Raw genomic sequence first — 26,936 nt, forward strand, 5'->3', positions numbered from 1 at the left:
CGCCATCATTCACCTATCCACTAGGCACACCGCACCATAGCGCAGACACTACCGAATAATATAGCGCATCTAAGCGGCGTAAACCAGTAATTGCCCCGCGGAATGCTCCCTGTCGGGTCATTCCACAATCCCTGCCACGCCGGCATCCGGCTCCCTAGCCTCTGTCATTCCTGTAATGCTAGGGTAATTCGCTGTCAGTAGCGGGCAGCGCAGCGAAAATCCGCGCAACTATCGGATTGGCGCAATGTGCATTATACTAACCCTACCCTGCGGTGGAACATCAGCGGAAGACCGGTGAACATACGGCGCACGCCGCGACAGCAAGTGAGGCAGCATTTGACTAACGGAATCGACGTGCAGAGCGTGCAGCGGATGGCGGCGCGAATACGCGAGAATGTGCAGCAGGTCATCGTGGGCAAGGACGAGGCGATCAATCTCGCTATCATAGCGATGCTATGCCGCGGACACATTCTCGTTGAAGATACGCCCGGCATCGGCAAGACAACGCTCGCCAAGGCGCTGGCGCAGTCGCTGCAATGCACATTCCGGCGCATCCAATTCACGCCCGACCTGATGCCGACCGATGTGCTTGGCGTCAACTTCTACAACCAGCGCACAGGCGATTTTCAGTTTCGCGGCGGCCCGATTTTCAGCCAGATGTTGCTTGCGGACGAGATAAATCGCGCAACGCCGCGCACGCAGTCTTCTCTGCTTGAAGCGATGCAAGAACGACAAGCGACCGTCGATGGCGAAACGCGTCCCCTGCCCGAGCCGTTTCTCGTAATGGCGACGCAGAATCCCATCGAGATGGAAGGCACATTCCCGCTGCCCGAAGCGCAGCTCGACAGGTTCATGCTGCGCGTCAGACTTGGCTACCCCACGCCCGAAGAAGAGTCCGACATACTGCTTCGCTTCGAGCGCGAATATGAGCCCCCGCAGATTGACGCTGTAGCGGATGCCGCCGAACTTGCTGAAATGCAATCGCTGGTCTCGGGTGTGCTCGTGGACGATACGGTACGCCTTTACATCGTGGACATACTGCAAGCGTCCCGCACGAACCAGTCGCTGACGCTTGGCGCAAGTCCACGCGCGGGCTTGGCGCTATACAAGGCATCGCAGGCGCGCGCCGCGCTAGACGGGCGCGATTTCGTTACGCCGGACGATGTAAAGGCCCTCTCCCTGCCCGTACTCGCGCACCGCTTCATCGTGGCGTCCGGCGCACGCCTTCGCGGACGCACTGCAGGACAGATTGTGCGCGACATTCTCGCCGGCGTTCCCGTGCCCATCGAAAGGTAGCGCCATGCTGAGCCAGATGCTGCATGAGCTGTGGATGATCGTCTTTGTTGTGCTGATTGGCATCGGCATCTTCGCAGGCGAAGGGCTGCTCATCGGCTTCAGCGTGATGGGGCTGCTCGTGGTCGGCACGGCACGGCTGTGGAACAAGGCGTCGCTGCAGCACCTGACATACGAACGCGAATTCTCGCAGCAACGCGTCTTCATGGGCGAGAAAGCAACTCTCACCATCACGCTGACGAATCGCAAGCCGCTTCCGCTTGGACGGGTGCGCGTGGAAGACGACATGCCCGCCTGCATGACGCTAGAAGGCGCGGATGTCGTAAACAGCCCAAACCCGGAAGCGCACACGCTGCGGCACTCCACATCCATGTCGTGGTACGAGCGCGTACGCTGGACATACGAGTTCCGGTGCGACCGGCGTGGCTACTTCCGTGTCGGCCCATCATACCTGCGCAGCGGCGACCTTCTTGGCTTCTTCGGCAGCGAACGGGAATCGCAAGACCGCGATTATGTGCTGGTGTATCCGCGCCTCGTATCGCTGCCTGAGATCGGCATACCGTCAGCAAGGCCGCTCGGCGAGACACGCGGGGGCATCCGAATCTTTGAGGACATGGCGCGACCGATGGGTTTGCGCGACTACCAGACTGGCGATGCGCTGAAGACCGTGGACTGGAAGGCCTCCGCTCGGATGCAGGAATTGCAAGTCCGCACTTACGAACCCAGCACTTCGGTCACAGTCGTGCTTGCCGTAGCTGTCGACACGATGGCGCACACATGGGAAGGCTATTCTCCGACACACCTAGAGCGCATCATAACCGCCGCCGCGTCTTTGGCTGTGTACGCATCAGAGCGCCACTACAATCTTGGGCTGTTCTCGAACGGCACACCCGTGCTCGCCGACAGACCGATGAAGGTCGCGCCAAGCCAAGCGCCGGAACAGCTGACAATTATCCTAGAAGCGCTCGCTTCCATTCGTCCCCTGCCGATGGGCTCGATCACTGGGCAGCTGGCGCAGCAGTGGCGTCGCTTCCCGCTGGGCGCCACAGTGGTTGTTGTTCTGTCATTGATGTCGGACGACCTGCCGCAGATTCTCGAATCAATGCAGGCGCACGGCTACAAGCTCGTGGTCGTCTATGTCGGCGACGATCCCTGCCCGTCGATGCCTGATGGCGTCATTCTGCACGAAATCGGTGGCGCATTCGAAGGCTTGGAGTTCAGCGACCAGCGCAACTTCCGCCAATTCGCCACATTGACGGCAACGGGAGACTAGCCATGACCGTGATGCGTGAACGGCTGGTTACAGGCTCGCTGCTGCTGTCCGAGAGCGCGTGGCTCGTGGCGCTGCTGGGTATATTGAGCTTCCCATTCGGCGCGACCGGCAGCCCAATATCGTGGGTTGCAGTGCTGGCTGTGATGGCGTTGTCGCTCATATGGGCGCGCACCCTATCAATGGTAATCATGCCGCCGCTGATGGCATATGGCTTGCAGATGATCGCGGGAATCATCGTCGTGTACCTGATGGTCGCCTCACAGGTGCCACAGGAGACCGGCGCGCTGAATTTCGGCTGGATTGGCGCAATGAGGGCAGAAGATGTGTCCGACAGGTTCATTCTCGGCGCGGTGTATGGCAGTCTTGGTGGCGCGGCGCTGTGGTGGCGCGGCGGGCATATCGGCGCGTTGGACATTCCGGCAGAAAGCCTCGGCACTAGCTTCCGCATCGGTATCTTGGTGCTCGCCATCGCCGCGGTCATCGACATTGCGCATCCCGCCAATCTCAATGTATTCCCGATGATGTTCCTCTTCTTCGCATCCGGCGTGGCAGGGCTCATCGTCGCTAACATGGCGCCCGCCACACAGCAAACCAACGTAACGCGCGCGTGGACACGGGTAATTGGTGGCTTAGTCGGCGCGCTTGTTGTGCTTGGTTTGATATTCAGCCTCCTGCAGCGCGATGTGCTCGCCTTCATCGCCGCGCCGCTGCTCTGGGTACTGCAGATTCTCGCCACGATAGTCTTCTACATCGTGATATTTCCGCTCGCTTACTTCATCGACTACTTCACAAGGGGTATATTCGCGCTGCTTGTCTGGCTTGGCGGCGACCCGCGTCCGGAGACTGAACTCGCCATGCCGCAGGGTCCGGCAACATTCGAAGGTTTCGCGAATCAAGGTGAGTCAGAGCCGGCAGCGCTGCTCCTGCTGCAGATATTGCAGTGGTCGATTGTCGCCGCAATCATCATCGCCGTGCTGGTCGTGATGGCGCTGGCGTACAGGCGTCGTGTGCGTCGGCGGCAGGCGGATGCCGACGGGGACCGCGAATCGGTGATAGAAGGCGCGGATATAACCTACGACTTCGCGAACCTGCTGTTCAACATGCTGCCCTCGCGGTTTCGCCGACGAAGGCAAAACACCGCCCTGCGCGTTCCGTCTGACGACCCGAACATTACCGATGTATTCCGCATCTACTTCGGCATGTTGATGCTGTCCGAAAAGCGTGGCAACGCCAGACACGCGAGCGAAACGCCATCTGAATTTCAGCCGACTCTCGAACGAACATTGCCGCGCAATTTGGTGCGCGCCGCGACTAGGGCATTCATACGCGCCTGCTACGGTCATCATCCCGCCACGCGCGAAGAGATAGACGAAATGCGAACTGAATTGGAAGACGCCGCAAAGTCTGACAAGAAATAGCCAAATCGGAGGTCAGGATTTGAGCGAAATAGAGTTTATATCAGGAATCGAACTATGGCAGGCGGTGCTGCTGACCGTCGTATCCGGCTTGGTTGGCGTACTGGGCGGATTCGTCGGGCTTGCGCTCGGCACGATACGCCTGCCCGCGATGCTGCTGCTGGGCATGCCACCGGCGGTAGCCGGCGGTACGAACATTCTGGTAAGCGGCTTGGCGTCCCTGTCCGGCGCAGCCCGTCACCTGCGCGACGGTCGCGTGAATACGCGAATTGTTCTGGTGATGGGCTTGCCCGCATTCGTTGGCGCGCTTGTCGGCGGTTTCATGAGCGACATAGCGCCAGCGGGACTCCTGATATTCCTCGCAGGGCTGCTGGTATTCTGGCAAGGCGTGGAGTTCCTGATTATGGCGCGAGAGCGCATGCAGGAAGAAACGCATGAAGCAAACCTGTTCGGCGGCGAAATGACAGGCTCGGCGGGCACATTCACCTTCTGGCGGCAGATAGAAACCGGCGGCATCGGACTTGGCGTCGGACTGCTCGGCGGCGCGGTCGGGCTCATACTCGGCAGCATACGACTGCCCGCGCTCATCCGCGTTCTGCGCGTGGACCCGCGCATCGCAGCCGGCACGAACCTATTCATCGGCGTGCTTATCGGCGCGTCCGGCTGGGTCGGCCATGTGCTGAAGGGCGAAGTCGATTACGCTTTGCTGATACCGATGGGCATCGCCGCTATGATAGGCAGCTACTACGGCGCGAAGTTGACGGGGCGCGTCAGGTTGGTCAACCTGATACTGGCAATGGGCTTGGTGCTGCTGGCAGTTGGAGGGATACTAACCGTGCGCGGCGCCGGTACACTCTTCTTCTAGGTTACTTCGCCAAGCTCTGGCAATGCTCGCGTTCTTCATCAGTACGAACATAGCCGAGCGTTTCAAGGATTGTCCACGGCGCATAATTTTTCAATGCCCACAGCAAGATGCCCTGAATCACGACACATTGGCCCCTTACCGCAATTCAATTCCGCTTCTGTTAATTCGAGCAGAGTGCTGTCATTCCAAGCAAAGTGAGGGATCTAAAACACCGCCCTGCCCAGCGCGATTCCTGCGAATGCCGCGACGACGCCAACAACCGCGCTGCCAACGATATTCAACGCCGCGCGCATCCAATCGCCATCTGCCGCGAACTGCACGCTGGCTACGGTGAGCGTGGAGAATGTCGTGTAAGAACCTAGAAAGCCCACCGCGATAAACAGCCTGAATTCCTCTGGTAACCCCGTCCGCGCTGCTATCGCTGCGACTAGCAGCCCTAGCAGGAACGACCCGCTGATGTTCGCCGCGAATGTGCCGAGCGCCGTAGTGCCGAACATGGCGTTAACCCCGCGGTCAACACCATAGCGGGACACCGCGCCGAACGCGCCGCCGACTGCCACCAGCACCCACGGTAGCAACGCTAACCTCGCGGCAGACCAAGCCCACGGCTGGCGATAATGTTGCGCTGAATTTCCGATGTGCCGGCGCGAATCGTCAACGACACCGAGTCCATCCACTGCTGCGCGATTCTTCCGTTGATGTACGCCCACTTCGAGCCTTCGTCGAGCAGCCCGTACATGCCCAGCATCTGCATCCCCAGCTGGCTAATGCGCTGGCTGATTTCGCTGCCGACAAGCTTCGCTGCGGACGCTTCCTTGTTCGGTACAAGCCCTTCGCTCTGCATCCACGCCACATTGTACGCGACCATCCTGCCGGCTTCGTTCGCGGTCCAAAGTTCCGCAAGACGCCGCCTGAACTTCTGGTCGTTATTAAGCGTGCTGCCGTTCAGCCTGATTTCTTTGGACAAACCGGCGAGTTCTTCCAAGTCGCGGCGGTTCGAGCCGTATCGCCCAACGCCGGAGCGCTCGAAGTCCAGAGTCGTCGCGGCGACATACCATCCCTTGTTAATCTCGCCGATCATATTGCGCTTGGGCACGCGAACATTCTCGAAGAACACTTGGTTGAAGTAGTGCACGCCGAACATGTTGATGATAGGAGCGACTTCGATGCCGGGCGTGTCCATATCCACGATGAACACGCTGATGCCGCGATGCTTGGGCGCTTCCGGATCGGTGCGCACCATTATGTAGCAGCGATTGGCGCGCTGCGCGCCGCTGGTCCAAATCTTCGACCCGTTCAGCACAAAGTCGTCACCGTCTTCCACTGCCCTGAGCTGAAGTGAGGCAAGGTCGGAGCCGGATTCCGGCTCGCTGAAACCTTGGCAGTACACCGCATCCCCGCTGGCGATTTCGGGCAGATATTGCGCCTTCTGCCCGTCCGTGCCGTAGAGCATAATGGAGGGACCGACCATGTGCGTGCCCATGCTGGTGTCGCGTGTGGGTGCGCGGAAATACGCCGTCTCTTCGTTGTATATCATCTGCTCGATGTGCGGCCGCCCCTGCCCGCCGTACTCCTCCGGCCAAGCGAGCGTGAGCCATCCCTTATCGACAAGCTCGCCAGTCAGGTTACGGATAGTGCGCCAATTCTCGTCAGTAAAGTAGTCGTCCGGCACAATGCCGTTCCAGTCCTCGCCAAGCTTCTCCGCAAGGAACTCGCGCACTTCTTGGCGGAAGTCTTCCTGTTCCTGAGTAAATTGAAAGTCCATCAGTAGTCCCTTATTGCTGCCCGTTGATGTTCTGTGTGCGGCGATAAGCCTCGCACCGATGCGTAGTGCACATAATGAGAATCAACCCAACCGCATCGTCTATCCGACAGATTGTGCGATATTGGCAAATCCAAATCCCGTAACGCCCCTGAAAGCCCCGAAGCTTGCCTACCCCTTACACATACCGCCGCGCCGCAATCACCGCCGTTGCGCCGCCAATTTCTATTGAGGTCATTCGGTTATCAATTCATTTAATCCAGCGACTAACATATCCAATTCACTCTCCGTAACAAAGCCTATTGTTCTTCCGAGACGTTCAACAGAAAGTGTGTGGACTTGACTGATTTTCACCCAAGAACGCCTAGGGAGTCCTGCATCCTCCAGTTCAAGCGTGAGTGGATACCTCTCTCTTTGTGGCTGACTCGTCACTGACATTGCTATCACGGTTCCTGAGCGAACATTGAAATTGTCATAGCTTATGACAACCACCGGCCTTCGACCTGCCTGTTCGTGCCCACGTGCCGGATAAAGGTCAGCCCAGACGACTTCGCCTCTTAATATTCCGGCCATTCTGACAAGTCTCTTGGAAGGAATTCATCTGCCATCCGTTGTTCAAACTCTGGATCCATCTTAGCGAGCTCTCGCTCAAGAAGACTCTTGTCGGACCTTTTGAATTTGTCCTTTACCGCTTCCTGTATCGCCAGACTGCGGTCCGGATACACGGATTTTTCCACAAGCCTATCAACGGTTTCTAGCAATGCGTCATCCATCGTTATCGTTATTGTAGATTTGCCCATCACGACTTCCTTTCACAATTTACGGCAGACTATGCCAGCCCCTCCACATACCGCCGCGCCGCAATCGCCGCCGTCGCGCCGTCTCCGGCCGCGCTTACCAGCTGCGCGGCGGAGTTTTGCCGTATATCGCCTGCTGCGAATATGCCGGGCACGGGTGTGCTCATCCAGATGTCGGTCGGGATGTGGCCGCCGTTGTCCAGCGGCAGCACATCTTGCAGATATTCGGTGTTCGGATCCAGACCGATGTAGATGAATATGCCGGACAAGTCTATGCGCGATGTCTCGCCGGACAATTCGTCCACTACGCCCACTCCCTCTACCTGCCCGCTGCCGATAATCTCCCTCACGGTGGTGTTCCAGCGCACTTCGATTTTCGGATGCGCCAGCACGCGCTCTTGCAGGATACTCTCGCCGCTGAACGCCGCGCCTTTATGCAGTAGTAGCACCTTGCTGGCGTACTCTGTCAGCACCAGAGCCTCGTCGAGTGCGGAATCGCCGCCGCCAACTACGCCAACGACCTGATTCATGAAGAATCCGCCGTCACATGTAGCGCAGTAGGAAACGCCCGCGCCGAATAGTTCCTCTTCACCTGGGACGCCCAATCGCCGCAGCGTCGAGCCGCCGGCGATTATGATCGAACGCGAACGATGTTCCGTTCCCCATGCGGAGACTCGCCAGCCCTCAGCGTCCTGCTCTAATTCATCGACTTCGCCGAGTTGTATCTCAAGCCCGTACTGCATCGCCTGCTGTTGCAGCAAAGGCCCAAAGTCCGCGCCTGTCAAGCCTTCGGGAAAACCGGGAAAGTTCTCGATACGCTCAGCATTTATGACCTGCCCGCCGGGCATCAGACGCTCCAGCAACAGCGTCTTCAGCCCCGCGCGGCAGGTGTACATTCCGGAAGTGAGGCCGGCCGCACCACCGCCGATGATTAACACATCGTACATGTCGTCTTGCATTAGACCATCCCACCCGTCGAACTAGACAAGTCCCTGCTCGCGCGCATCGGACAGCGCATTGCCTATCGACCCGACCGATTCGTCGATGTCCTGCTCAGTATGCGCCGCGCTGAGTATGAAACGTGCGCCGCCGTGTGCGTTGCCCGCGTGGACGCCGTAATTCAGCATCGCAAGTCCGAGTTGCTCTTGCAATTTGGCATCGTCCGAGTTGCGCATATCGCGCGCCGCGTTCGGGTTCTTATCCGGGTCTGCCGCGTCTTCATCGACATTGAGACGCAGGAATATCAGCGAGTTGATGCCCGTCGCGCAGCCCGGAATCTCAAGCTTCGTCAGCGTCTCGTTGATGCCCGCCTTCAGGCGCTCGCCCATCGCCGCCGCTCGATCGTTCACATCGCCCGTCTGCACCAGTTCAAGCGCGCGGATACCCGCCACGGCGGACAGTGGATTCGCGTTGAATGTGCCGTTGTGCGCCACACGCCGAGACGGGTCGTTGCCGCCTTCGATCATGTTGATTATGTCCGCCTTACCCGCGACCGCGCCGCCCGGCAGCCCACCGCCCAGAATCTTCGCCATCGTGGTCATATCGGGCGTAACGCCATAGAGCGATTGAGCGCCGCCCTTCGCCACGCGGAAGCCCGTTACCACTTCGTCGAATATCAACACCACGCCGTTCTGCTCGGTGATGTCGCGCAACTGCTGCAAGAATGTAGGGCTAATCGGCTCAAGCCCCATGTGCGCTCCGGTCGGCTCAAGGATGATCGCGGCAATGTCGTCGCTTCGCTGCAACGCTTCTTCCACCGCGCCTATGTCATTCGGCGGCAGCACAATCATCGTGCTCAGCGTCTCCTGTGGTATGCCGCCCAAGCCTGCGCCGCCCGCCGCGAGGTAGTCGCTCCAGCCGTGAAAGTGCTCCTCAAACTTGATGACCTTCGTCTTGCCCGTGTACGCGCGCGCCATGCGTATCGCCATCATCGTCGCTTCCGTGCCGGAGCTGTGAAAGCGCACCTTCTCCGCGCTCGGTATGAGCTGCTGCACCAGTTGCGCCCAGCGTATTTCCAAGTCGGACGACATACTCAAGTGCGTGCCGATGGCGACCTGTTCTTGCACCACTCTGACTATCTCCGGATGCGCGTGCCCCAGCATCATAGAGCCGTGTCCTGTCCAAAAGTCTATGATGCGATTTCCGTCCACGTCCCACTTCACGCCGCCCTGCCCATGCGTGCCGTAAAGCGGAAACGGCGACATGCGCCGCCCATCGTGAGTTACGCCGTCCGGGAAAATGTCGCGCGCGGTCGCCCAGCGCTCCGCCGAGCCGGTGTGCAAGTCGTAGTATCGTTGTTCAATCGTGGATACCATAGTGTTCCTTCCATTTCCAATTCGCATGCATGAATGAAAGCAATCATCGCCGCGAAAGCCGACTGCTGACATTAAGTCGTCTAGCAAGCTGCATGTAGAATAATTGCAGTTGTCTGCTATTATATCCCCAAGCGTATAATATGCAACGAAGGGAGGGTAAAGGGATGGACTTAAAGATTGAACTCGCAAACGAACGCACAGCCTTGCGCGAAGAGATTTTAAGTGTCGGCGCGATTTTGTCTGCACATGAGAAACACCAGATTGAACTGACAACGCTGACCGCGGAGTACCAATCCTGCGAAGATTTGGAAGAGAAAGCTACCATAGCCATGCGCGTTATGGACTTGCGGATAGCGATCGACGACGAAGGATTCGACGCAGCCGACCTTGATGCACGCATCGATGTAGCATTCGACGAGTACGACAACGCGCTGATGGACGCGCTCATAGCGTCCGAGCCGCAGCCGCCAGCACCAGCACCGGCACCCCAGACTTCGCCGCAGATTTCGCCGGCTGTCATAACCAACGGCACTCAGGCGGTCGAGCGAACGGCGCCTCCGCGCTCAGCGTTCCCGCCCATTACGAACAAGTGCCCGCTGTGCGACGGCTACAAGCGCGCCGAGTTCGACTACTGCCGTAACTGCTACATGCAGCGCAATCCCAACGAGTTCGACACTTGCTCCTGCGGCCGCACGAAGCATGTGCGCTACGAGATGTGCGGCGCGTGCTATCACGAAGAGCAAAACAGATTTGCCTAGCCGCATCGATTTACGGCAACATATATCATCGCAACATATACCAAAGCAGGAATTGAATTGATGAAGAGTTTTCTGACGAACTTGGAATGCACATACTGCGGAATCGTACGCTCCGCTGACGAGCCGCACCGCACCTGCGACATATGCGGCAAGGTGCTCTACCCACGCTACGACCTGAAAGGTGCAACTGCAGCGCTCAGCCGCGACGCACTGCGAGACCGACCGGCTAATATGTGGCGCTACTTCGAGGTCATGCCGGTGCGCGACGAGGCGAATGTCGTAACGCTCGGCGAGGGCTTTACGCCCATATTCAAAGCAGAGCGGCTTGGCGGCGACATTGGATGTACGGCGCTGTACATCAAGGACGAGGGCATCAACCCGACCGGGTCGTTTAAGGCGCGCGGGTTGGGCGCTGCCGTATCCAAGGCGAAGGAACTTGGCATTACGCGGCTGACCATGCCGTCCGCAGGCAACGCCGCTGGCGCGATGAGCGCATACGCCGCCAAGGCTGGCATGGAAGCCTATGTCTTCATGCCCAAAGACGCGCCCGAAGCCAATCGCGTGGAAGTGGAGATTTCCGGTGCGAATCTCGAGCTCGTGGACGGGTACATTACCGACGCCGGGCGTATATCCGGCGAGCGTGCGGAGGAGCTTGGGCTGTTTGATGTGTCCACATTGCGCGAGCCGTATCGCGTTGAGGGCAAGAAAACGATGGGCTACGAAATCGCTGAGCAGATGGATTGGACGCTGCCCGAAGTCATTCTATACCCGACCGGCGGCGGCACGGGCATTGTGGGCATGTGGAAGGCGTTCGCCGAGATGGAGGAGATGGGCTGGATCGGCAGCGAGCGCCCGAAGATGTTCGCCGTACAATCTGAAGGCTGCGCGCCTATAGTCCGCGCGTTCAACGAGGGCACAGAGTTCGCGGAGCCCTGGGAAAATCCGGACACGCTTGCCGCCGGCATTCGCGTGCCTGCCGCTATCGGCGACTATCTGATATTGCAGGCGCTGCGCGAGAGCGGCGGCGGCGCGATTACCGTCAGCGAAGAAGAAATACTGTCCGACATGCGAGCAGTCGCATCGCTCGAGGGCATGTTCGTCTGCCCGGAAGGCGCGGCGCTGTCTGCGGCGCTGCGCAAGCTGCTCGCAGACGGCACGCTATCGCCTGATGAATCGATATTGCTGCTCAACACCGGCTCAGGGCTGAAGTATCTCGATATGATTCGCTGACGCGCTAGAGCAGCTCGAGGTCCCGCACATACGGCGCGAAGGTTGACATCGAAGTGCGGAACATTTGCTCAACGAGGGCATGGTCCGGAACGCATTCCGGGCACTCTTCGTTCACGCCCTTGTGGTACTTCACGGTCAGGCGTCCGCCCTTCATGTCAATGTACTCCAGAGACCCGCCCTCGGACGCCACGATCACTTGCATATTGTCCAATATCGCCTGCACGCCGGGATCGGTGTTAACTGCCACTTCGCTATGCCTCCATAGTCGGTCTTTATTCAATGCCGTCAATCGCCATTTAGTCAGTGAGGTTATGCCCTACGCCTGCCAGTGTCAACATTTAGCCACCCCATCGCCATTAGCTAAATCCCATACAACGCCTCAGTATTCTCCGCAAACATCGCGAGCTTTTCATCTTCAGAAAAGCCGGCGATTATCTCGGTGTATGCCGCGATGACCGTATCGTAGTCGCTGAACAGGCTGTCCACGGGCCAGTTCGTGGCGAATATGCTGCGCTCCACGCCGAACGCTTCGATGCAGCCCAACACGTAAGGGCGTATGCTGTCCACAGTCCAATTGTGGTCGCCCATACCCAGTCCGGAAATCTTGCAGATGATGTTATCCGCAGTCGCGGCGGTCACCATTCCCTGCTTCCACCGGGCGAAGAACTCGTCCGTGCGTTCAGCCGGATTGCCAGCGTGGTCAATAACGATTTTCGTGTTTGGGAACTTGTTCGCCAGCGCAGCCAGCTTGTCCATATCCTGGCACTGCGCGGCGATGCTCGCGTGCAAGTTGTACTTTTCGAGCAACGCGTATCCCCTATGGAAGTCATCCGCAACAAGAAAGTCGCCATAAGAGAAATCGCGTATCCCCTTCATGCGCGGAAACTCGCAGTGCCGTTCCAAGACGCGCTCGACGTCTGGATCGCGCAAGTCTGCGTACGCGACAATCGCGTGTGGAAAGCCGGTGCGTTCCGCCGCTTCTTCCAACCACTCGGTTTCCTTCACCGGGTCCGGAGAGCCGATAGCAGCCTGCACATGCACCGCCTTCGTAACATTGGACGCCCGCGTGGTCTCAATGAAGTCCTCGGCGAAGAAGTTTCGTTCGCCCAGCTTGCGCATCTGCTTGCCGATGAGCGGCGGATTGACGTCCGGCTGCCAGTGCCCGTAGTGCAATTCCGGATGCTGCATGTCGTAGAAGTGTACATGGGCGTCAACAAATTCTAACTTTGGCATTTGCGCCCTCCCTAGTCTGCCGGATAGATGCTGATTTGCTTATCTATGGATGTATGGTGTCTTGCTGATAGCGATGGTGCAGAAATGAACCGTGCCTGCGTTCAATTTTGCGCTCGTATTTACTTTACCGATGGAGATTAGAACCCATGGGGATCAGATTACTCCATAGCGTTAGTGCAAATCCTCAGAGCCAATCATCATTCGGGCGCAGGCTGTCGATGAAGCGGCGGTCGGCATCGGACAGCGCGGCGCTGTCGAGCAGGTCAGGGCGGCGATGGTATGTGCGGCGGAGTGATTCGCGGCGGCGCCACTTCTCGATTTCGCCGTGATTACCGGACAGCAGAATGTCCGGCACTTTTCCGCCTTCGTGCTCTGCCGGGCGCGTGTATTGCGGAAATTGCAACAAACCCGTGGAAAACGAGTCATCCTGCGTGGATTCGATTGAGCCGACGGCGCCGGGTATCAGGCGTGTTACAGCGTCGATAACTACCATAGCCGCGAGTTCGCCGCCGCTCAGCACGTAGTCGCCAACGCTCAATTCGCAATTTGCCACATATTCCCGGACGCGCTCGTCCACGCCTTCGTAACGGCCGCAAATCAGCACGATATCGTCCAGCGTAGCCAGTCGTTCCGCTATGGGCTGCGAGAATGGCGTTCCCTGCGGTGTGAGCAGAACGACAGGCGTATCTTCGCCAAGACTCGCAGTGTGCTTGACAGCGGCATAAGCGTCGAAGATAGGCTCAGGCTTCATCACCATGCCGTAGCCGCCGCCGTATGGGTAGTCGTCCACGCTGCGGTGCTTATCCGTAGCATAGTCGCGGATGTCATGCAGGCAAATCTTGACCAATCCCCGCTCGACAGCGCGCGAGATTATGCTCTCCGACAGCGGTCCGTCGAACATAGCAGGGAAGATTGTCAGCACATGAAAGCGCATCTCAATTACGGAGTTGGATGAATGCGTCAGCCGCCCTTGACCATCGCCAGCCCGTGAGCGAGCGCGGGCATCGCCACGGCGAGAGTCTCGCGCACCGCTTTTTCGCTGCCGGGAAGGTTGACTATCAGGCAGCCGGAGCGCACGCCCGCAGTCGCTCGGCTAAGCATTGCGAATGGCGTGAACTGCAGCGTTTGAATCCGCATCGCTTCGCCAAAACCCGGCGCTTCGATGTCCACCACTGCGCGTGTCGCTTCGGGCGTAACATCGCGAGGACCAAGCCCCGTGCCGCCCGTGGTCACTATCAGATCTATATCCCCGGAGTCGCTCCATTCGCGCAATATGCTGGAAATCTGCGGCACTTCGTCCGCGACCATGCCGCGCTGTACCAGATTATAGCCCTCTTCAACCATAAGCTCGCTGATGGCATTTCCACTGCCATCGACTTCGCGTTCGCCACTCGCGCCTCTGTCGCTAATAGTTAGAACAGCTATGTTGAAATTGTCTGGGGAGTCGTTTGCCATTTACTTACTCTCCTAAACTTTGTTTGACAATTTTCCCAAAAACAGCCCAAACATATACTCAAAAGTTCCTTGCGTTGATTGACGCCACTTTGCGAAACTCGTTGCACAGTAAGAGAAGAGGCAGCCAACGGCAACGCGCTGATTATAGCATGTAGGTCAACTTTCAGACCACAGAGCGCTACACCGAAGGCAGCCGGACAGGAGGCAAACGCTTGCACAAGCAGTCGGCGACACCGCATCGATTCGCTAACGGCAGCGCGTGAAGCACTACCACACGCCGGTAATGGTGGACGAAGTGCTCGCGGCGTTGCAAGTGAAGGCGGATGGGAAGTACATAGACTGCACCGCAGGCGAAGGCGGCCATTCGCTGGCAATCCTACAAGCTGCGACACCGGCGCCAAGAGTCCTATCCATAGACATAGATGGCGAAGCATTGGAGACGGCGGCAGAACGAATACGAGGATACGGCGACAACTCCACAATTAGGCAAGCGAACTACAGTGAGGTAGCGCAAGTTGCGGCTGAGACCGGCTTTATGAATGCCGACGGGCTGCTGCTCGATTTGGGACTGTCGTCACTGCAGTTGGATAAGGGAGAGCGGGGCTTCAGCTTCCGGCACGAAGCCCCACTAGATATGCGATTCGACAAGTCGCAGGGCATAACTGCCGACACGATTGTCAATCGATACGACGAACAAGAGCTGGCGGACATCATCTACCGCTACGGAGAAGAACGAAGGTCCAGGCGCATAGCCAGAACGATAGTGAGGAGCCGTCCGGTAAGGACGACAACGCAGCTGGCGGACATAGTCTTAAGCGCGGTTGGAAGGCAGCGGGGAAGAATCAACCCCGCTACAAGAACATTTCAGGCGATACGCATTGCAGTTAACGACGAACTTGGGAACGTACAGCGAGGGCTTGATGCAGCAGTTGATACTTTGGACGTGGCTGGCCGCTTGGTGGTCATCACATACCACTCCATCGAAGATCGCATCGTCAAGAACGCCATCCGGCATATGGCATCAAACTGTATCTGCCCGCCGTCAGTTCCGCAATGCGCTTGCGACAAAGAGCCTACCGTCCGGATCATCAACCGGCGCGTCATCAGGCCTTCCAACGAGGAAGTGCGCGCCAATCCGCGGAGTCGCAGCGCTCGCATACGAATAGCCGAAAGGCTGTGAACCTTATTGATAATGATTCTTAAACCATTCCCTGCCAAAGCCTAGTGAACGTGTACAGGAAGGATACGAACATGTATGGAGTAGCAATGGATAACTCCAGGATTTTTGCGGCAATCGACATCGGCACTTCAAAGATCTTGACCATCATCGGCAAGAAACTCGACGGTGGTCGCATAGAAGTGCTAGGACACGGCGAGGCTCCATGCTCAGGCGTTCGCAAAGGCGTCGTAGAAGATGTGGAAGCCACACAGTTCGCCGTAAAGAAATCGGTCAGCAAGGCTGAATCTTCCAGCGGCATGCACGTGGACACCGCCTTCGTGGGCATCACCGGCAGGGGCATATCCTACGAGCGTCGGATGGACACAATCGACTGGGTTGGCGAGCACGGCGTCGTTACATATAACGAAGTCGCGAAAGTTCCCTCATCTGTCAGGAAGAGCACGAACGGCTACCACACCGGACGCGAAATCATCCACGCGATCCCGAACACCTACTCGATAGACGGCAAGATGGATGTCTCCGACCCAATGGGCATGCACACATCGCAAGTCGATGTCGAAACGCACCTCGTCAAGGCGTCGTCGTGGGAAGTGGACAAGCTGACTCGCGCAGTCGAAGGCGCAGGCGTTCGCATTGAATCGCTGGTGTTAGAATCGCTTGCCAGCTGCGAGTCGGTGCTCACGCAGGAAGAACGATTCCGCGGCGCGGCACTCGTTGACATCGGCGGCGGCACGACCGATGTGATGGTGTTCCAGTACGACACGTCGCAGTATTCGTCCGTAATTCCGATTGGCGGCTACCAGTTCACCAACGACATCTGCGTGGTGTACAACACCACCTACGAAGCGGCTGAGGAAGTCAAGGTATCGAGGGCGACCGCCCTGCCGAACCAGACCAAGATACACGAAGAGGTAACGCTGCCCATCAACGGAGGCCGAGCGTCCACTAATGTCTCGCTGCACGACATCTGCCAGCTGACGCGCGAGCGAGCGCAAGAACTGATACAGCTCATCGTTCTCAAGCTGCGCGAAGGCGGCATCGACGACCTGACGAACTACCGCATCGTGCTGTCCGGCGGCGCGTCTAAACTCGATGGCTTTCACGAAGTGTTCAAGATGAGCACAGGCGCCGATGTAAGGGTTGGCGCCCCGCCGCCATATCTCGGAATGCCGCGCGAACTCCGAACCCCGATGGCAAGCACCGCTGCCGGCATCCTGGCATGGGCTGCGGCCCAGTACGACGACGATCCCAAGCCTCACGCCATCGGCAAGAAGAAGAACCGCCGCCAGCAACGAGAGTTCGCCGTAAACGGCAGCGGGCATAAGGACGGCAGTGGAAGCCAGAGGCGGAGCGGGATTCTCAGCATATTCAGGAGATAATTTCGGACCGATTACATTTAGAACTCGAACCAAAATCAAACACTTCGGACACGAAGATACACAGGGGAGGAAACAATGGCTACAGCAGTCAGAGAGCTCGAGTATGTAAGGGAAATGGACGGCATGGCGCGCATCAAAGTCATCGGCGTTGGCGGAGGCGGCTCCAACGCCGTGTCGCGGATGTTCCGTGAGCGCGTGCCTTCCGTCGAGTACCTGGTCGTCAACACCGACGCGCAGGCGCTCGTTACTTGCGATGTGCCGCTGAAGTTGCGCATCGGTGACGGCTTGACCATGGGCAAGGGCGTGGGCGGCAACCCTGACATCGGCATGAAGTCCGCGGAAGAGAGCCGCGAAGAACTCTACGACGTGATACGCGACGCGGATATGGTGTTCGTCGCGGCGGGCATGGGCGGCGGCACCGGTACTGGCGCAGCACCGGTAATCGCCGAAATCGCACGCGAGACTGGCGCGCTGACCGTAGGCGTCGTAACGCGCCCGTTCGCATTCGAAGGCAAGCGCCGCGCAGACGCCGCAGAGGCGGGCATACAGCGCCTCAAGGATCAGGTGGACACGCTGCTCGTCATTCCGAACGAGCGCCTGCATGTCATCTGCGAAGAAGAAATCACAGCGCAGAACGCGTTCCTGATGGCGGACGATGTGCTGCGAATGGGCGTACAGTCCATCGCCGAGCTGATAACGGTGCCGGGCGAGATTAACCTCGACTTCGCCGATGTGCAGTCTATCATGCAGGACTCCGGTCCCGCATGGATGTCGATCGGTTGGGGTGTTGGCGATCATCGCGCACGGAACGCCGCACAGACGGCTATCACCAACCCGCTTCTGGACGTGTCCATCGAAGGCGCGCGGGGCGTGCTGTTCAACATTACCGGCGGCAGCGACCTCAAGCTCAACGAGCTGCATGAGTCGGCAGAGGTCATCCAGCGCGTCGTTGACCCGGACTGCAACATCATCTTCGGAATGTCCACCGACATGAAGATGGAGAACGAGATCAAGATCACCATCATCGCCACCGGCTTTGAACACCCGGGAGAAAACAAGGAAACCGACGCCGGCTATGCCAATATGCTGCTCGACGCGATGGCAAACGACACCGGCAAGCTCGACCTGCCGCCGTTCCTCCGTCGCTACTCCAAGCCGCAGGGAAGCTAGTCCAGGGCTTGCAATTCGCGAGACGCGCCTAGCCTAGTGCGGCGATAATATAGCCTCCCCATTTGAGCGGGCTGCCCTTCATTGCGGCAGTCCGCTCAATGGCTTGAGGTGGGAAAAATGTTCACCCTCAATCCGATATGGCGGCTGTCGAATCCGGTACGGCACACTACTCGCCGAAGTTCGCTTCCATATAGAATACCTTCTGCATACGCCGCACATGGCGCTCTTCTCCGGAAAACTCCGCGCTCGCGAAGGCACTCACGATTTCCCGCACAAGCTCCTCGCCGATAATCCGCACGCCCATGCACAGAATGTTCATGTCGTCGTGCTCCACGCCCTGGTGCGCCGAGTATGTATCATGGCAGACGCTCGCGCGAATGCCCTTCACCTTATTCGACGCCACCGACGCTCCCACACCGCTGCCGCACAGCACCACTCCCCTGTCGGCATTCCGCGCCGCCACATACTCCGCGACCGCCTTGGCGAAGTCGGGATAGTCGTCCAGCGCGTCATATTCGTGCGCGCCAAGGTCCACGACTTCGTGCCCCGCCGCTTCCAACAATTCCTTCACCGGCTCCTTCGCCGGATAGCCCGCATGGTCAGCCCCAACAGCAATTCGCATCACTCGTCCTTTGTGTTCACTTGCTTGTCGTATATTCTATGTCGTCAAAGTGTAAGTACTGTGCGCCCATCCCGTCAATTCTGGTCCATTGCAAGCGGGTGCCAACCTGACATGTCACATTCCTTCCAATTGGGCGAAGGTTAGGATGGGCAATTGGGCATCAAGTCTGTCTCGCATCTCAAACCTGCCCGGTCTGCAATTGAGTATTGCCGCACACATTGATAGACTGCGCCTCAAGCACCATCATACACGCTCTAAAACGATCGAGATTCGAAAGGCATCTTCATGAAAATCACCGAAGTGAAATCATTCGCAACCCGTCCGCCCGAATCCACCCGCAATTATGTCTTCGTAAAGGTCGCCACAGACGAAGGAATCGTCGGCTGGGGCGAGGCAACGGTTGGCGCGCTGTCGGTTGGCGCGGTTGTGGAGGAACTGGGCGAGACGCTCATTGGCAAAGACCCGTTCCGCATTGAAGAGCACTGGCAGAACCTGTACAACTTCGGGCACAACGTGCGCGGCGGCGTCCTGCATATGGCGGCGATCAGCGGCATCGACATCGCGCTGTGGGACATCAAAGGCAAGGCGCTGAACGTCCCTGTGTACGAGCTGCTCGGCGGCGCGATGCGCGACAAGTTCTGGGCATACGGCAGGTTCGACGGCCGCACACCAGACGACGCGGTGCAGAACGCGCTGTCGTGGGTCGAACAGGGCTTGACGGCGCTCAAGGGCGATCCGTTTGCGCATCAGGGCTTGTTCACAACCGTCGAATCCGAGCGGGACGCCGTCGCCAAAGTGAAGGCGGTGCGCGAGGCTGTGGGCGACGATGTGGAATTGCTCATCGAAGTTCACGGCAGGCTCTCGCCGCACGAGGCAATCCGAATGGGACGCGCGCTGGAAGAGTTTCGCCCGTTTTGGTACGAAGAGCCTGTACCGCCCGAAAACATTGACGCGATGGCGAAGGTCGCGGCGGGTGTCAACATTCCCATCGCCACCGGCGAGCGCATCTACACCAAGTGGGGCTTCCGCGATCTGTTCGAGAAGCAGGTCATCGACATGGCGCAGCCCGACATCTGCCACGCCGGCGGCATCCTAGAGCTGAAGAAGATTGCGGCAATGGCAGAGACCTACTATGTCGGCTTCTGCCCGCACAACCCTTACGGACCGGTCAACACAATGGCGGCGCTGCATGTGGACGCCACCTGCCCGAACTTCCTAATACAGGAAGGTGGACACGCAGCGTGGTACAGCCATGTGGTCAAGGGCAATTTCCCGTTCCAGCAAGGCGGCTACTTCGCACTGCCGGAGGGCATAGGGCTTGGCATAGAACTAGACGAATCCGCGATGCAGCAGTATCCGCCCGGCGACGACAGCCACCCGGAAGGCTACCTGCAAGCCGCGCACTTCCCGTCCCGCCAGCAGAATACTTGGATTTAGGCATCCTACATCCTTACGGACAACCCAAAAATGGGGCAAGCACAATTACTTGCTACACCCCGCATTTAGCCCTCCTCCAACAAAGGGGGAGGGACTTCTACAAGTGGCAAGATACTGCTGAATTGTGAGTTGCCATTCATAGCGCTTGAGATTTCCAAGTTCTGGACTGCCCCGAAAATCGGATTTGAAGCGCGGACGATTTCCTGCTAATATACTCGCGCAGCCAATCCCTACCGGAACGGTGAGCGCTACAATGAAATCTACAAGCATCAGGTTCGCCGCTCGCGTGGGCGGCAATATATGTACTCGTGTGAAAAAGCCTTCCCGCAAAGGCGTGGGAAGGCTTTTTGCGTCTTCAGGTAGGCGGCAATGAATCGCGGCAGCATCACCGATGTGCCGGGCATCCGCGTAGGTCATCAGACAGACCGCTCGGCTGCTACCGGCTGCACCGTCGTCCTGTGCGAGGGCGGCGCAGTCGGAGGCGTCGATGTGCGCGGCTCAGCGCCCGGCACTCGCGAGACCGACTTGCTGCATCCCACCGCAACGGTGAACGAAGTGCATGCCGTGCTGCTCAGCGGCGGCAGCGCGTTCGGTCTAGCGGCTGCGAGCGGGGTCGTGCGCCATCTGGAATCGAAAGGAGTGGGCGTGCATTTCGGCGGCGCGGTTATTCCCATCGTCCCGGCTGCCATCCTGTTCGATTTGGGGCTCGTGCAAGGCGATATACGCCCAACCGCCGAAGACGGTGAAGTGGCATGCGTGAACGCCGCAGAATCCGCGCCGGCGCAGGGCAGCGTGGGCGCAGGAACAGGCGCGACCGTCGGCAAGATGCTCGGCATGGACCGTGCGATGAAGGGCGGCATCGGCACGGCAAGCATCACGCTAGACGACGGGACGCCTGCCGATGGAGCGAACGGCGGACTGACGGTCGGCGCAATTGTCGCGGTCAATGCTATCGGCGGTGTGTATGACGCTGCGAGCGGGCGGATCATCGCCGGTCCGCGCAGCGACGACGGCGCGATATTGGACGCAATGGATGTCGCGGTATCGCCGTCAGCGCATTCAATACAGGCGGACGCGCCATCAAACACCACCATCGGCGTGGTCGCCACCAATGCCACGCTGAACAAACCGCAGGTGAACAAGCTCGCGGCAGCGGCGCAGGACGGCATCGCGCTCGCCGTGCGTCCCGCGCACCTGATGGGCGACGGCGACACGATGTTCGCGCTCGCCACCGGCGAAAGGGAGGCCGCATTCAACATGAACAGCATTCTCACTGCCGCAGTCATCTGCGTAAGCGAGGCAATCGTGAACGCCGTGCGCCAGGCAGACTCGCTTGGCGGCGTACCGTCGGTCAAGGACATTGCGAATCATGGCTAGTCTCGACAGGACATCGCTAATCGGGTTCATCGGTGCCGGCAGAGTCGGCGGCTCGCTTGCGCTCGCAATGTCGCGAGCGGGATACGCCGTCGTCGCCGTGTCGAGCCGCACATTGGCGTCGCGCGAATCGTTCGCCGCTCGCATCGAAGGCTGCATCGCGTATCCGGACTTTCAGAATACAGTCGATGCCTGCGACATGCTGTTTGTCAGCACATCCGACGACGCAATTTCGCAGGTCGTAGAGTCCGTCGATTGGCGCGATGGGCAAGGCGTGGCGCACTGTTCCGGCGCGGCGTCTCTCGATGTTCTCGAAGCGGCGCAGGAACAAGGCGCGTCGCCTGGCGCGTTCCACCCGATGCAGGCGTTTTCGTCAGTGGAGAACGGCGTATTGAGCATACCCGGCATCACATTCGGCATAGAAGGCGATGCTGAAATGCGGGAGTATCTGGCAGCAATCGCAGCGGACATCGGCGGCAACCCGGTGTTTCTCGAAGCGAAGGACAAGGCGCTCTATCATGTAAGCGGCGTAATGATGGGTAACCTGCTGACATGCTTGGTCGGCATATCGGCGGAAGTCTGGGAGCATTTCGGATACACGCGCGACGACGGAGTCAAGGCGCTCGTCCCGATGATGCGCGCCATCGCCTACAATGTGGAAACATCGGGCATTCCTGCGGCTGTCGCGGGACCCTACCCACGCGGAGATTTAGGTACGGCGATCAAGCACGTGGAAGCGCTCCAATCCGACCACCCGGACTTGCTGCCACTCTACCGCGAACTCGCCTTGGCGAGCCTGCATCTTGCCGTCGAACAAGGCTTGTCCGCTGAACGGGAAGGCGAGTTTCGCAGGATTCTCACCGGAAGCAACAATGACTGATATGTCAGCAAGCACCTATCACAATTGACCACCTCAAGCCCTTTACGAACAGCTCTAATCTCGATCTCACGGCAATCTGCCCCCGTTGCAAGGGAGGAAGAAATATGAGAACCACCATCAGGGAAATCGCGGCAATGAAGCGGCGTGGCGAGCGTATCTCAATGATTACCGCATACGACTACACCTCCGCGCGCATCGTGGAGGCGGCGGGCGTTGACATCATTCTTGTCGGCGACAGCCTCGGGCAGGTGGTGCTCGGCTACGATTCCACCGTGCCCGTGACGATGGACGACATGCTTCACCACATCAAGACGGTCGTGCGCGGCACGAGCAAGGTGCACATCGTTGGCGACCTGCCGTTCATGAGCTATCAGGCGAGCGAAGTTGAGGCTATACGCAACGCCGGCCGGCTGCTTAAGGAAGGCGGCGCGCAGTCGGTCAAGCTTGAAGGCGGCAGGCAGGTGGCGGACACGATGCACCGCATCGTGCAAGCGGGCATTCCCGTAATGGCGCATATCGGGCTGACACCGCAGGCTGTCAATCAGCTAGGCGGCTATCGTATTCAAGGCAAGACGACGCGCGCGGCTATCGAACTCATCGAGGACGCGAAGGCAGTGGAAGACGCGGGCGCGTTTGCAATCGTGCTGGAAGGCGTCCCCTCCCAGCTCGCGGGCATGATAACCGCGCGCCTGACAATCCCGACCATCGGCATCGGCGCGGGCGTTCACTGCGACGGGCAGGTGCAGGTTTTCCACGACATGATGGGCTTGTACACCGACTTCACGCCAAAGCACGCTCGCAAGTACGCGCACCTCGCCGAGCTGATGCGCGATGCAGTCGCGGAGTACATTCACGATGTCCGCGCGCAGTCGTTCCCGTCCGAAGACGAGAGTTTCACGCTGTCACCGGCGGTACTAGCCGAGCTGACCGGCGATCCGCAGGTCACCGCGCAGGGTGAACGCTGATGCGGGTAATCGAATCGGTCGCCGCCTTTCGCGAGGCGCACGCGGTTGCCGAAAAGCCGCTGGGACTCGTCCCCACAATGGGCTTTCTACACGAGGGCCACATGGCGCTCGTCCGCCGCGCGCGCAAGGAAAACGGCACCGTCACAGTCAGCATCTTCGTCAACCCGACGCAGTTCGGCCCAAGCGAAGACTTCGAGACATACCCTCGTGACATGGACGCAGACCTCGCGCAGCTAGATGGCGCAGGTGTTGACTTGGTGTTCGCCCCGCCCGTTGACGAAGTGTATCCGTTTGGCTTCGACACATTCGTCGATGTCGGTCGCATCGGCGAGCGACTAGAAGGCGAACACCGCGCCGGTCACTTTCGCGGCGTGGCGACGGTTGTGTGCAAGCTGCTCACCATCGTACGGCCCGACAGGGCATACTTCGGGCAAAAGGACGCGCAGCAGTGCCTCGTAGTGAAGCGCCTGAACACAGACCTGAATCTCGGCGCGGAGATCGTTGTCTGCCCAACGGTGCGCGACCCGGACGGTCTCGCGCTTAGCAGCCGCAATGTATATCTCAGCGCATCGGAGCGAGAGGTGGCATTGTCGCTGCATCGCTCGCTGACGGTTGCCTGCCAATTGCGCAATCAGGGCGAAACCGATGCCAACCTGGTGAGGCGGCGCATGCGTGAAATAATAACCGCATATCCATCCGCAGCCATCGACTACATCAGCGTCGCAGATGCGGAAGATCTCAGCGAACTCAATATAATTGACCGCCCTGCCCTAGTATCGCTCGCCGTCAGGATCGGCAGAACGCGGCTCATCGACAATGTGATACTATAAGCGACGGTCAGACAATCAGACTGAAAGGCAGCCGCAAGGAGACAATCGTTTGAAAATCCTCGTTACGAACGACGATGGCGTTGATTCACCAGGGCTTTGGGAAATGGTGGGCGCGCTCAAAGACCTCGGCGAAGTCGTGGTTGCCGCGCCCGACCGCGAGCAGAGCGGAATAGGCACCGCTACAACGCTTCTGGAAGTGGTCAAGGCGCGCGAAGTCGATACGCCGCCCGTCGAAGGCGTTCACGCATACGCCGTAGAGGGAACGCCCGCCGACTGCGCCATTCTAGCCATTGAGCAACTTTCACCGGGTGGATTCGACATAGTGCTGTCGGGCATCAACGCAGGCTCGAACCTCGGACTAGACCTATTCGCTTCTGGCACCGTAGGCGGCGCATTTCAGGGATATTTCAGGGGCATTCCATCAATAGCCGTCTCCGTGGCGTCGCTGACGAATGTGCAGCATAAGGCAGGTGCGGTGGCGGCGGCATCCCTGGCTAGGGCAATCACGGCGAACGAAGGAATGCCTCCGCTGTTCCTGAATGTCAACTTGCCCAACGCCTCGGTCGCCGACATCAAGGGCGCGGAAATGACAAACCTAGGGCCACGCCTGTATCTTGAAACGGTGGAGCGAGGTAGCAATGGACGCTGGACATACTACTGGATAAAGCATAACCGATTTGTGAACCCTCCCACTGCCGCCGACTCTGATATACATGCCGTGCGAAACAACCGCATCGCCATCACCGCTCTCAACTCAGTTCTGCAGCCGGGAGTTAAACTGCCAAGCCTGCAATACTTAGCAGACGGCGTAGTAAGCGACTTGGGACTGGCAAGCGAAGCGACGGCGAATTAGGTCAGTGAATAGGGCCATAAAACCTAACCAATATGCCAGCACAATCGAAGGCTAGGAGAAATTCATGATTTACGAATACCGAGTATATGAGACGCTGCCCGGCAGGCTGCCGAACATCAACGCGCGCTTCCGGGACCACACGATGAAGATTTTCGAGAAGCACGGCATTACGAATGTCGGCTACTTCACCGCTGATGTGGGCGACTACAGCGACCGCCTGATTTACATCATCGGCTTTGAAGACGCCGCGCACCGAGAGCGCGCATGGGAAGCATTCCGCAACGACCCTGAGTGGGCGAAGGTCCGCGCCGAATCCGAAGCGGACGGGCTCATCGTCCGGCGCGTCTTCAACACTACCCTAATCCCGACCGACTACTCACCGTTGCAATAGCGCCAAGCGGCAGACTACGGCAATTTACGGCGGTCGGGCGATGAGCGAGCCAGCGCAAATGGAAACGACGACACTCGCGCAAAACCAGTCCGACCGCCTCGAACGACTAGAGCGCATCACCGAGTTGCCCTTGATGCTGTCGTCGTTCGCGCTGATTCCCATAATCACCGGGCTGTATCTGTGGGATTTGAGCCCGCTTGAGACGCGCATATACTCACAGGCGCAGATCGCCGTTTGGGCGCTGTTTGCCGTTGCGCTGCTTGCGAAGATTGCAGTCGCGCCGAACAAGCTGCAATACATCCGCAAGAATTGGCTCGAAGTGCTGCTTGTGGTTATTCCTGTGATTCGCCCGCTCAGGATATTGCGCGCATTCATCTGGATCGCGCGCGACATAAGGCGGATGAACCGGCTGGTAACGATCGAAAGCCTGCTCGCGTACGGGATAGGTACGGTGCTGCTCGCCGCAACCGTCGTTACGACAGCCGAGCGAACCGCTGACGGCGCGAATATACTATCATTCCCGGACGCGCTGTACTGGTCGTTCGTCACAGTATCGACCGTCGGCTACGGCGACCACTTCCCCGTTACGGTCGTCGGCAAGTTCACCGCCGTCTTCCTAATGTTCTTCGGCATCGGCATATTCGGAGCGACCGCGGGCAAGATATTCGCCGCTTTGAGCAAGTCGGCATAACCGCAATCTGTGGTGTTCTACGAAATGCCAATAACGCGGAGATGAAGAGGAAGGTTCTCTCGGGCTTCAGATATATCTACACGCGGCATTGGCGTTCTCCTTAACGCAACAAGACGACTTCACAAATCCCTAATGTTGTCATTCCGTGCCGTCTTTGCGATTCCCCGCTGTTCTTGCGATTCCCCGCTGTTCCTGCCATTCCAAACCTACTCCCATCTTGTCATTCCGAACCTACTCCCATCTTGTCATCCCGAACCTACTCCCATGTCATTCCGAACGCAGTGAGGAATCTAAAGTCGTTGCAAGCAGACCTGTTTCCGACTTTAGATTTCTCGCCTCGCTCGAAATGACAGGTATAGACCGCAAATGACAGGCATAAACTGCATTTATGAAATCGTCTCCTAAATCCACAAGACAATTTCAAAAGTCCCTTCCCCCTCAATGGGGGAAGGTTAGGATGGGGGTGAAATATGTGTCCACCACCACCTTTTGCAAATGTCTCAAATCCACATCCCCCCTTGACAACCCAACCACTTGCCCTTAAAATCAGAACATATGGTTGCTTAACACTCGAAACCTGAAACCTACCATGTGTATCCAAAACACCTTACAACAGAAAATAGCCGAACTAACCAACGACGGTGAAACCATAGCCATGTTCCTCGTGGACACCTTGCAAAGCGACAGCTATGCCATCAAGACCTGCCACAAGATGGACGCCGCACGCCTGCTATCCAAGTACGGCTTCGCGCAAGTCGAAGGCAATGT

Annotated in this window: 28 protein-coding genes; 17 read left to right on the forward strand and 11 right to left on the reverse strand. The window is 58.5% G+C overall.

Translation table 11 applies throughout. The features are described 5' to 3' along the window. Positions 1-372 precede the first annotated feature (372 nt). Genes F4X57_05105 through F4X57_05120 form a run of 4 tightly spaced genes read left to right on the forward strand, consistent with a single transcriptional unit; the run spans position 373 to position 4,846 of the window. Positions 373-1,296: a MoxR family ATPase gene (locus F4X57_05105; protein ID MYC06534.1), complete on the forward strand. Its 924-nt coding sequence runs from the start codon at positions 373-375 to the stop codon at positions 1,294-1,296. 4 nt (positions 1,297-1,300) lie between these two features. Then, positions 1,301-2,566: a DUF58 domain-containing protein gene (locus tag F4X57_05110; protein MYC06535.1), complete on the forward strand. Its 1,266-nt coding sequence runs from the start codon at positions 1,301-1,303 to the stop codon at positions 2,564-2,566. A 2-nt stretch (positions 2,567-2,568) separates the two neighbouring features. After that, positions 2,569-3,984, forward strand: a complete 1,416-nt coding sequence (locus F4X57_05115; protein ID MYC06536.1) for a DUF4129 domain-containing protein — start codon at positions 2,569-2,571, stop codon at positions 3,982-3,984. After that, positions 3,947-4,846: a sulfite exporter TauE/SafE family protein gene (locus tag F4X57_05120; protein MYC06537.1), complete on the forward strand. Its 900-nt coding sequence runs from the start codon at positions 3,947-3,949 to the stop codon at positions 4,844-4,846. The genes F4X57_05115 and F4X57_05120 overlap by 38 nt, the downstream gene beginning before the upstream one ends. A 203-nt stretch (positions 4,847-5,049) precedes the next feature. On the opposite strand, the gene F4X57_05125 is transcribed toward F4X57_05120, so the two are convergent. From F4X57_05125 to F4X57_05150, 6 genes are all read right to left on the reverse strand, one after another. Then, positions 5,050-5,556 (reverse strand): CrcB family protein, encoded by a 507-nt coding sequence (locus tag F4X57_05125; GenBank protein ID MYC06538.1) that lies wholly within the window; start codon positions 5,554-5,556, stop codon positions 5,050-5,052. Next, positions 5,427-6,611, reverse strand: coding sequence for an acyl-CoA dehydrogenase (locus F4X57_05130; protein MYC06539.1), 1,185 nt, complete (start codon positions 6,609-6,611; stop codon positions 5,427-5,429). Before F4X57_05130 ends, F4X57_05125 begins: the two co-directional genes overlap by 130 nt. A 231-nt stretch (positions 6,612-6,842) precedes the next feature. Next, positions 6,843-7,181: a type II toxin-antitoxin system PemK/MazF family toxin gene (locus F4X57_05135; GenBank protein MYC06540.1), complete on the reverse strand. Its 339-nt coding sequence runs from the start codon at positions 7,179-7,181 to the stop codon at positions 6,843-6,845. Further along, entirely contained in the window at positions 7,166-7,408 is a 243-nt protein-coding gene (locus tag F4X57_05140; GenBank protein ID MYC06541.1) for a ribbon-helix-helix protein, CopG family, read from the reverse strand. Before F4X57_05140 ends, F4X57_05135 begins: the two co-directional genes overlap by 16 nt. A gap of 29 nt (positions 7,409-7,437) precedes the next feature. Then, positions 7,438-8,364 carry an FAD-binding protein gene (locus F4X57_05145; protein ID MYC06542.1) on the reverse strand — a complete coding sequence of 309 codons (927 nt, stop codon included), beginning with the start codon at positions 8,362-8,364 and terminating at the stop codon, positions 7,438-7,440. 21 nt (positions 8,365-8,385) lie between these two features. Continuing rightward, complete coding sequence (locus F4X57_05150) at positions 8,386-9,792, reverse strand: aspartate aminotransferase family protein (protein MYC06543.1); 1,407 nt, start codon at positions 9,790-9,792, stop codon at positions 8,386-8,388. Between the two features lie 92 nt (positions 9,793-9,884). Between F4X57_05150 and F4X57_05155 the strand changes: the two genes are divergently transcribed. Continuing rightward, positions 9,885-10,478, forward strand: coding sequence for a hypothetical protein (locus F4X57_05155; GenBank protein MYC06544.1), 594 nt, complete (start codon positions 9,885-9,887; stop codon positions 10,476-10,478). 60 nt (positions 10,479-10,538) lie between these two features. After that, on the forward strand, positions 10,539-11,708 hold the full coding sequence (locus F4X57_05160; protein ID MYC06545.1) for a threonine synthase: 1,170 nt from the start codon (positions 10,539-10,541) through the stop codon (positions 11,706-11,708). A gap of 4 nt (positions 11,709-11,712) precedes the next feature. On the opposite strand, the gene F4X57_05165 is transcribed toward F4X57_05160, so the two are convergent. The 4 genes from F4X57_05165 to F4X57_05180 all read right to left on the reverse strand — a co-directional run bounded on the left by F4X57_05165 (position 11,713) and on the right by F4X57_05180 (position 14,396). Beyond that, positions 11,713-11,955 carry a hypothetical protein gene (locus F4X57_05165; GenBank protein MYC06546.1) on the reverse strand — a complete coding sequence of 81 codons (243 nt, stop codon included), beginning with the start codon at positions 11,953-11,955 and terminating at the stop codon, positions 11,713-11,715. Positions 11,956-12,068: 113 nt separating this feature from the next. Continuing rightward, on the reverse strand, positions 12,069-12,941 hold the full coding sequence (locus tag F4X57_05170) for an amidohydrolase family protein (GenBank protein ID MYC06547.1): 873 nt from the start codon (positions 12,939-12,941) through the stop codon (positions 12,069-12,071). Positions 12,942-13,125: 184 nt separating this feature from the next. Beyond that, on the reverse strand, positions 13,126-13,875 hold the full coding sequence (trmD, locus tag F4X57_05175; GenBank protein ID MYC06548.1) for a tRNA (guanosine(37)-N1)-methyltransferase TrmD: 750 nt from the start codon (positions 13,873-13,875) through the stop codon (positions 13,126-13,128). A gap of 26 nt (positions 13,876-13,901) precedes the next feature. Then, positions 13,902-14,396 (reverse strand): MogA/MoaB family molybdenum cofactor biosynthesis protein, encoded by a 495-nt coding sequence (locus tag F4X57_05180; GenBank protein MYC06549.1) that lies wholly within the window; start codon positions 14,394-14,396, stop codon positions 13,902-13,904. A gap of 259 nt (positions 14,397-14,655) precedes the next feature. Between F4X57_05180 and rsmH the strand changes: the two genes are divergently transcribed. The 3 genes from rsmH to ftsZ all read left to right on the forward strand — a co-directional run bounded on the left by rsmH (position 14,656) and on the right by ftsZ (position 18,125). Next, positions 14,656-15,576, forward strand: a complete 921-nt coding sequence (gene rsmH / locus F4X57_05185) for a 16S rRNA (cytosine(1402)-N(4))-methyltransferase RsmH (protein ID MYC06550.1) — start codon at positions 14,656-14,658, stop codon at positions 15,574-15,576. Between the two features lie 71 nt (positions 15,577-15,647). After that, entirely contained in the window at positions 15,648-16,955 is a 1,308-nt protein-coding gene (gene ftsA / locus F4X57_05190; GenBank protein MYC06551.1) for a cell division protein FtsA, read from the forward strand. Positions 16,956-17,030: 75 nt separating this feature from the next. After that, entirely contained in the window at positions 17,031-18,125 is a 1,095-nt protein-coding gene (gene ftsZ, locus F4X57_05195; GenBank protein MYC06552.1) for a cell division protein FtsZ, read from the forward strand. Between the two features lie 166 nt (positions 18,126-18,291). On the opposite strand, the gene rpiB is transcribed toward ftsZ, so the two are convergent. Continuing rightward, positions 18,292-18,747, reverse strand: coding sequence for a ribose 5-phosphate isomerase B (rpiB, locus tag F4X57_05200; GenBank protein MYC06553.1), 456 nt, complete (start codon positions 18,745-18,747; stop codon positions 18,292-18,294). A gap of 285 nt (positions 18,748-19,032) precedes the next feature. Here rpiB and dgoD point away from each other — a divergent pair, with 285 nt between their 5' ends. From dgoD to F4X57_05240, 8 genes are all read left to right on the forward strand, one after another. Then, positions 19,033-20,184, forward strand: coding sequence for a galactonate dehydratase (gene dgoD / locus F4X57_05205; protein ID MYC06554.1), 1,152 nt, complete (start codon positions 19,033-19,035; stop codon positions 20,182-20,184). Positions 20,185-20,553: 369 nt separating this feature from the next. Then, positions 20,554-21,561, forward strand: coding sequence for a P1 family peptidase (locus F4X57_05210; GenBank protein MYC06555.1), 1,008 nt, complete (start codon positions 20,554-20,556; stop codon positions 21,559-21,561). Continuing rightward, entirely contained in the window at positions 21,554-22,438 is an 885-nt protein-coding gene (locus F4X57_05215; protein MYC06556.1) for a DUF2520 domain-containing protein, read from the forward strand. The genes F4X57_05210 and F4X57_05215 overlap by 8 nt, the downstream gene beginning before the upstream one ends. Before the next feature lie 104 nt (positions 22,439-22,542). Then, entirely contained in the window at positions 22,543-23,403 is an 861-nt protein-coding gene (gene panB / locus F4X57_05220) for a 3-methyl-2-oxobutanoate hydroxymethyltransferase (GenBank protein MYC06557.1), read from the forward strand. After that, the gene (locus F4X57_05225; GenBank protein MYC06558.1) at positions 23,403-24,233 is read left to right on the forward strand and encodes a pantoate--beta-alanine ligase; all 831 of its coding nucleotides are present in this window, start codon (positions 23,403-23,405) and stop codon (positions 24,231-24,233) included. The genes panB and F4X57_05225 overlap by 1 nt, the downstream gene beginning before the upstream one ends. A gap of 49 nt (positions 24,234-24,282) precedes the next feature. Continuing rightward, a complete protein-coding gene (surE, locus tag F4X57_05230; protein ID MYC06559.1) occupies positions 24,283-25,086 on the forward strand; it encodes a 5'/3'-nucleotidase SurE in 804 nt (267 codons plus the stop codon). A gap of 64 nt (positions 25,087-25,150) precedes the next feature. Next, entirely contained in the window at positions 25,151-25,477 is a 327-nt protein-coding gene (locus F4X57_05235; protein ID MYC06560.1) for an NIPSNAP family protein, read from the forward strand. A 40-nt stretch (positions 25,478-25,517) separates the two neighbouring features. Next, positions 25,518-26,168 carry a hypothetical protein gene (locus F4X57_05240; GenBank protein ID MYC06561.1) on the forward strand — a complete coding sequence of 217 codons (651 nt, stop codon included), beginning with the start codon at positions 25,518-25,520 and terminating at the stop codon, positions 26,166-26,168. Positions 26,169-26,936: the final 768 nt, after the last annotated feature.

Source organism: Chloroflexota bacterium, assembly GCA_009840355.1.
In the GTDB taxonomy this organism is placed as follows: domain Bacteria; phylum Chloroflexota; class Dehalococcoidia; order Lucifugimonadales; family JADFKI01; genus Bin90.

Excerpts from the sequence above, each read along its gene's own strand:
- F4X57_05105 (MYC06534.1), top strand. The coding sequence starts at position 373 with ATGGCGGCGCGAATACGCGAGAATGTGCAGCAGGTCATCGTGGGCAAG.
- F4X57_05110 (MYC06535.1), top strand. The coding sequence starts at position 1,301 with ATGCTGAGCCAGATGCTGCATGAGCTGTGGATGATCGTCTTTGTTGTG.
- F4X57_05115 (MYC06536.1), top strand. The coding sequence starts at position 2,569 with ATGACCGTGATGCGTGAACGGCTGGTTACAGGCTCGCTGCTGCTGTCC.
- F4X57_05130 (MYC06539.1), bottom strand. The coding sequence starts at position 6,611 with ATGGACTTTCAATTTACTCAGGAACAGGAAGACTTCCGCCAAGAAGTG.
- F4X57_05135 (MYC06540.1), bottom strand. The coding sequence starts at position 7,181 with ATGGCCGGAATATTAAGAGGCGAAGTCGTCTGGGCTGACCTTTATCCG.
- F4X57_05140 (MYC06541.1), bottom strand. The coding sequence starts at position 7,408 with ATGGGCAAATCTACAATAACGATAACGATGGATGACGCATTGCTAGAA.
- F4X57_05145 (MYC06542.1), bottom strand. The coding sequence starts at position 8,364 with ATGCAAGACGACATGTACGATGTGTTAATCATCGGCGGTGGTGCGGCC.
- F4X57_05150 (MYC06543.1), bottom strand. The coding sequence starts at position 9,792 with ATGTCAGCAGTCGGCTTTCGCGGCGATGATTGCTTTCATTCATGCATG.
- F4X57_05155 (MYC06544.1), top strand. The coding sequence starts at position 9,885 with ATGGACTTAAAGATTGAACTCGCAAACGAACGCACAGCCTTGCGCGAA.
- F4X57_05160 (MYC06545.1), top strand. The coding sequence starts at position 10,539 with ATGAAGAGTTTTCTGACGAACTTGGAATGCACATACTGCGGAATCGTA.
- F4X57_05170 (MYC06547.1), bottom strand. The coding sequence starts at position 12,941 with ATGCCAAAGTTAGAATTTGTTGACGCCCATGTACACTTCTACGACATG.
- trmD (MYC06548.1), bottom strand. The coding sequence starts at position 13,875 with ATGCGCTTTCATGTGCTGACAATCTTCCCTGCTATGTTCGACGGACCG.
- F4X57_05180 (MYC06549.1), bottom strand. The coding sequence starts at position 14,396 with ATGGCAAACGACTCCCCAGACAATTTCAACATAGCTGTTCTAACTATT.
- ftsA (MYC06551.1), top strand. The coding sequence starts at position 15,648 with ATGTATGGAGTAGCAATGGATAACTCCAGGATTTTTGCGGCAATCGAC.
- ftsZ (MYC06552.1), top strand. The coding sequence starts at position 17,031 with ATGGCTACAGCAGTCAGAGAGCTCGAGTATGTAAGGGAAATGGACGGC.
- rpiB (MYC06553.1), bottom strand. The coding sequence starts at position 18,747 with ATGCGAATTGCTGTTGGGGCTGACCATGCGGGCTATCCGGCGAAGGAG.
- dgoD (MYC06554.1), top strand. The coding sequence starts at position 19,033 with ATGAAAATCACCGAAGTGAAATCATTCGCAACCCGTCCGCCCGAATCC.
- F4X57_05210 (MYC06555.1), top strand. The coding sequence starts at position 20,554 with ATGAATCGCGGCAGCATCACCGATGTGCCGGGCATCCGCGTAGGTCAT.
- F4X57_05215 (MYC06556.1), top strand. The coding sequence starts at position 21,554 with ATGGCTAGTCTCGACAGGACATCGCTAATCGGGTTCATCGGTGCCGGC.
- panB (MYC06557.1), top strand. The coding sequence starts at position 22,543 with ATGAGAACCACCATCAGGGAAATCGCGGCAATGAAGCGGCGTGGCGAG.
- F4X57_05225 (MYC06558.1), top strand. The coding sequence starts at position 23,403 with ATGCGGGTAATCGAATCGGTCGCCGCCTTTCGCGAGGCGCACGCGGTT.
- F4X57_05235 (MYC06560.1), top strand. The coding sequence starts at position 25,151 with ATGATTTACGAATACCGAGTATATGAGACGCTGCCCGGCAGGCTGCCG.
- F4X57_05240 (MYC06561.1), top strand. The coding sequence starts at position 25,518 with ATGAGCGAGCCAGCGCAAATGGAAACGACGACACTCGCGCAAAACCAG.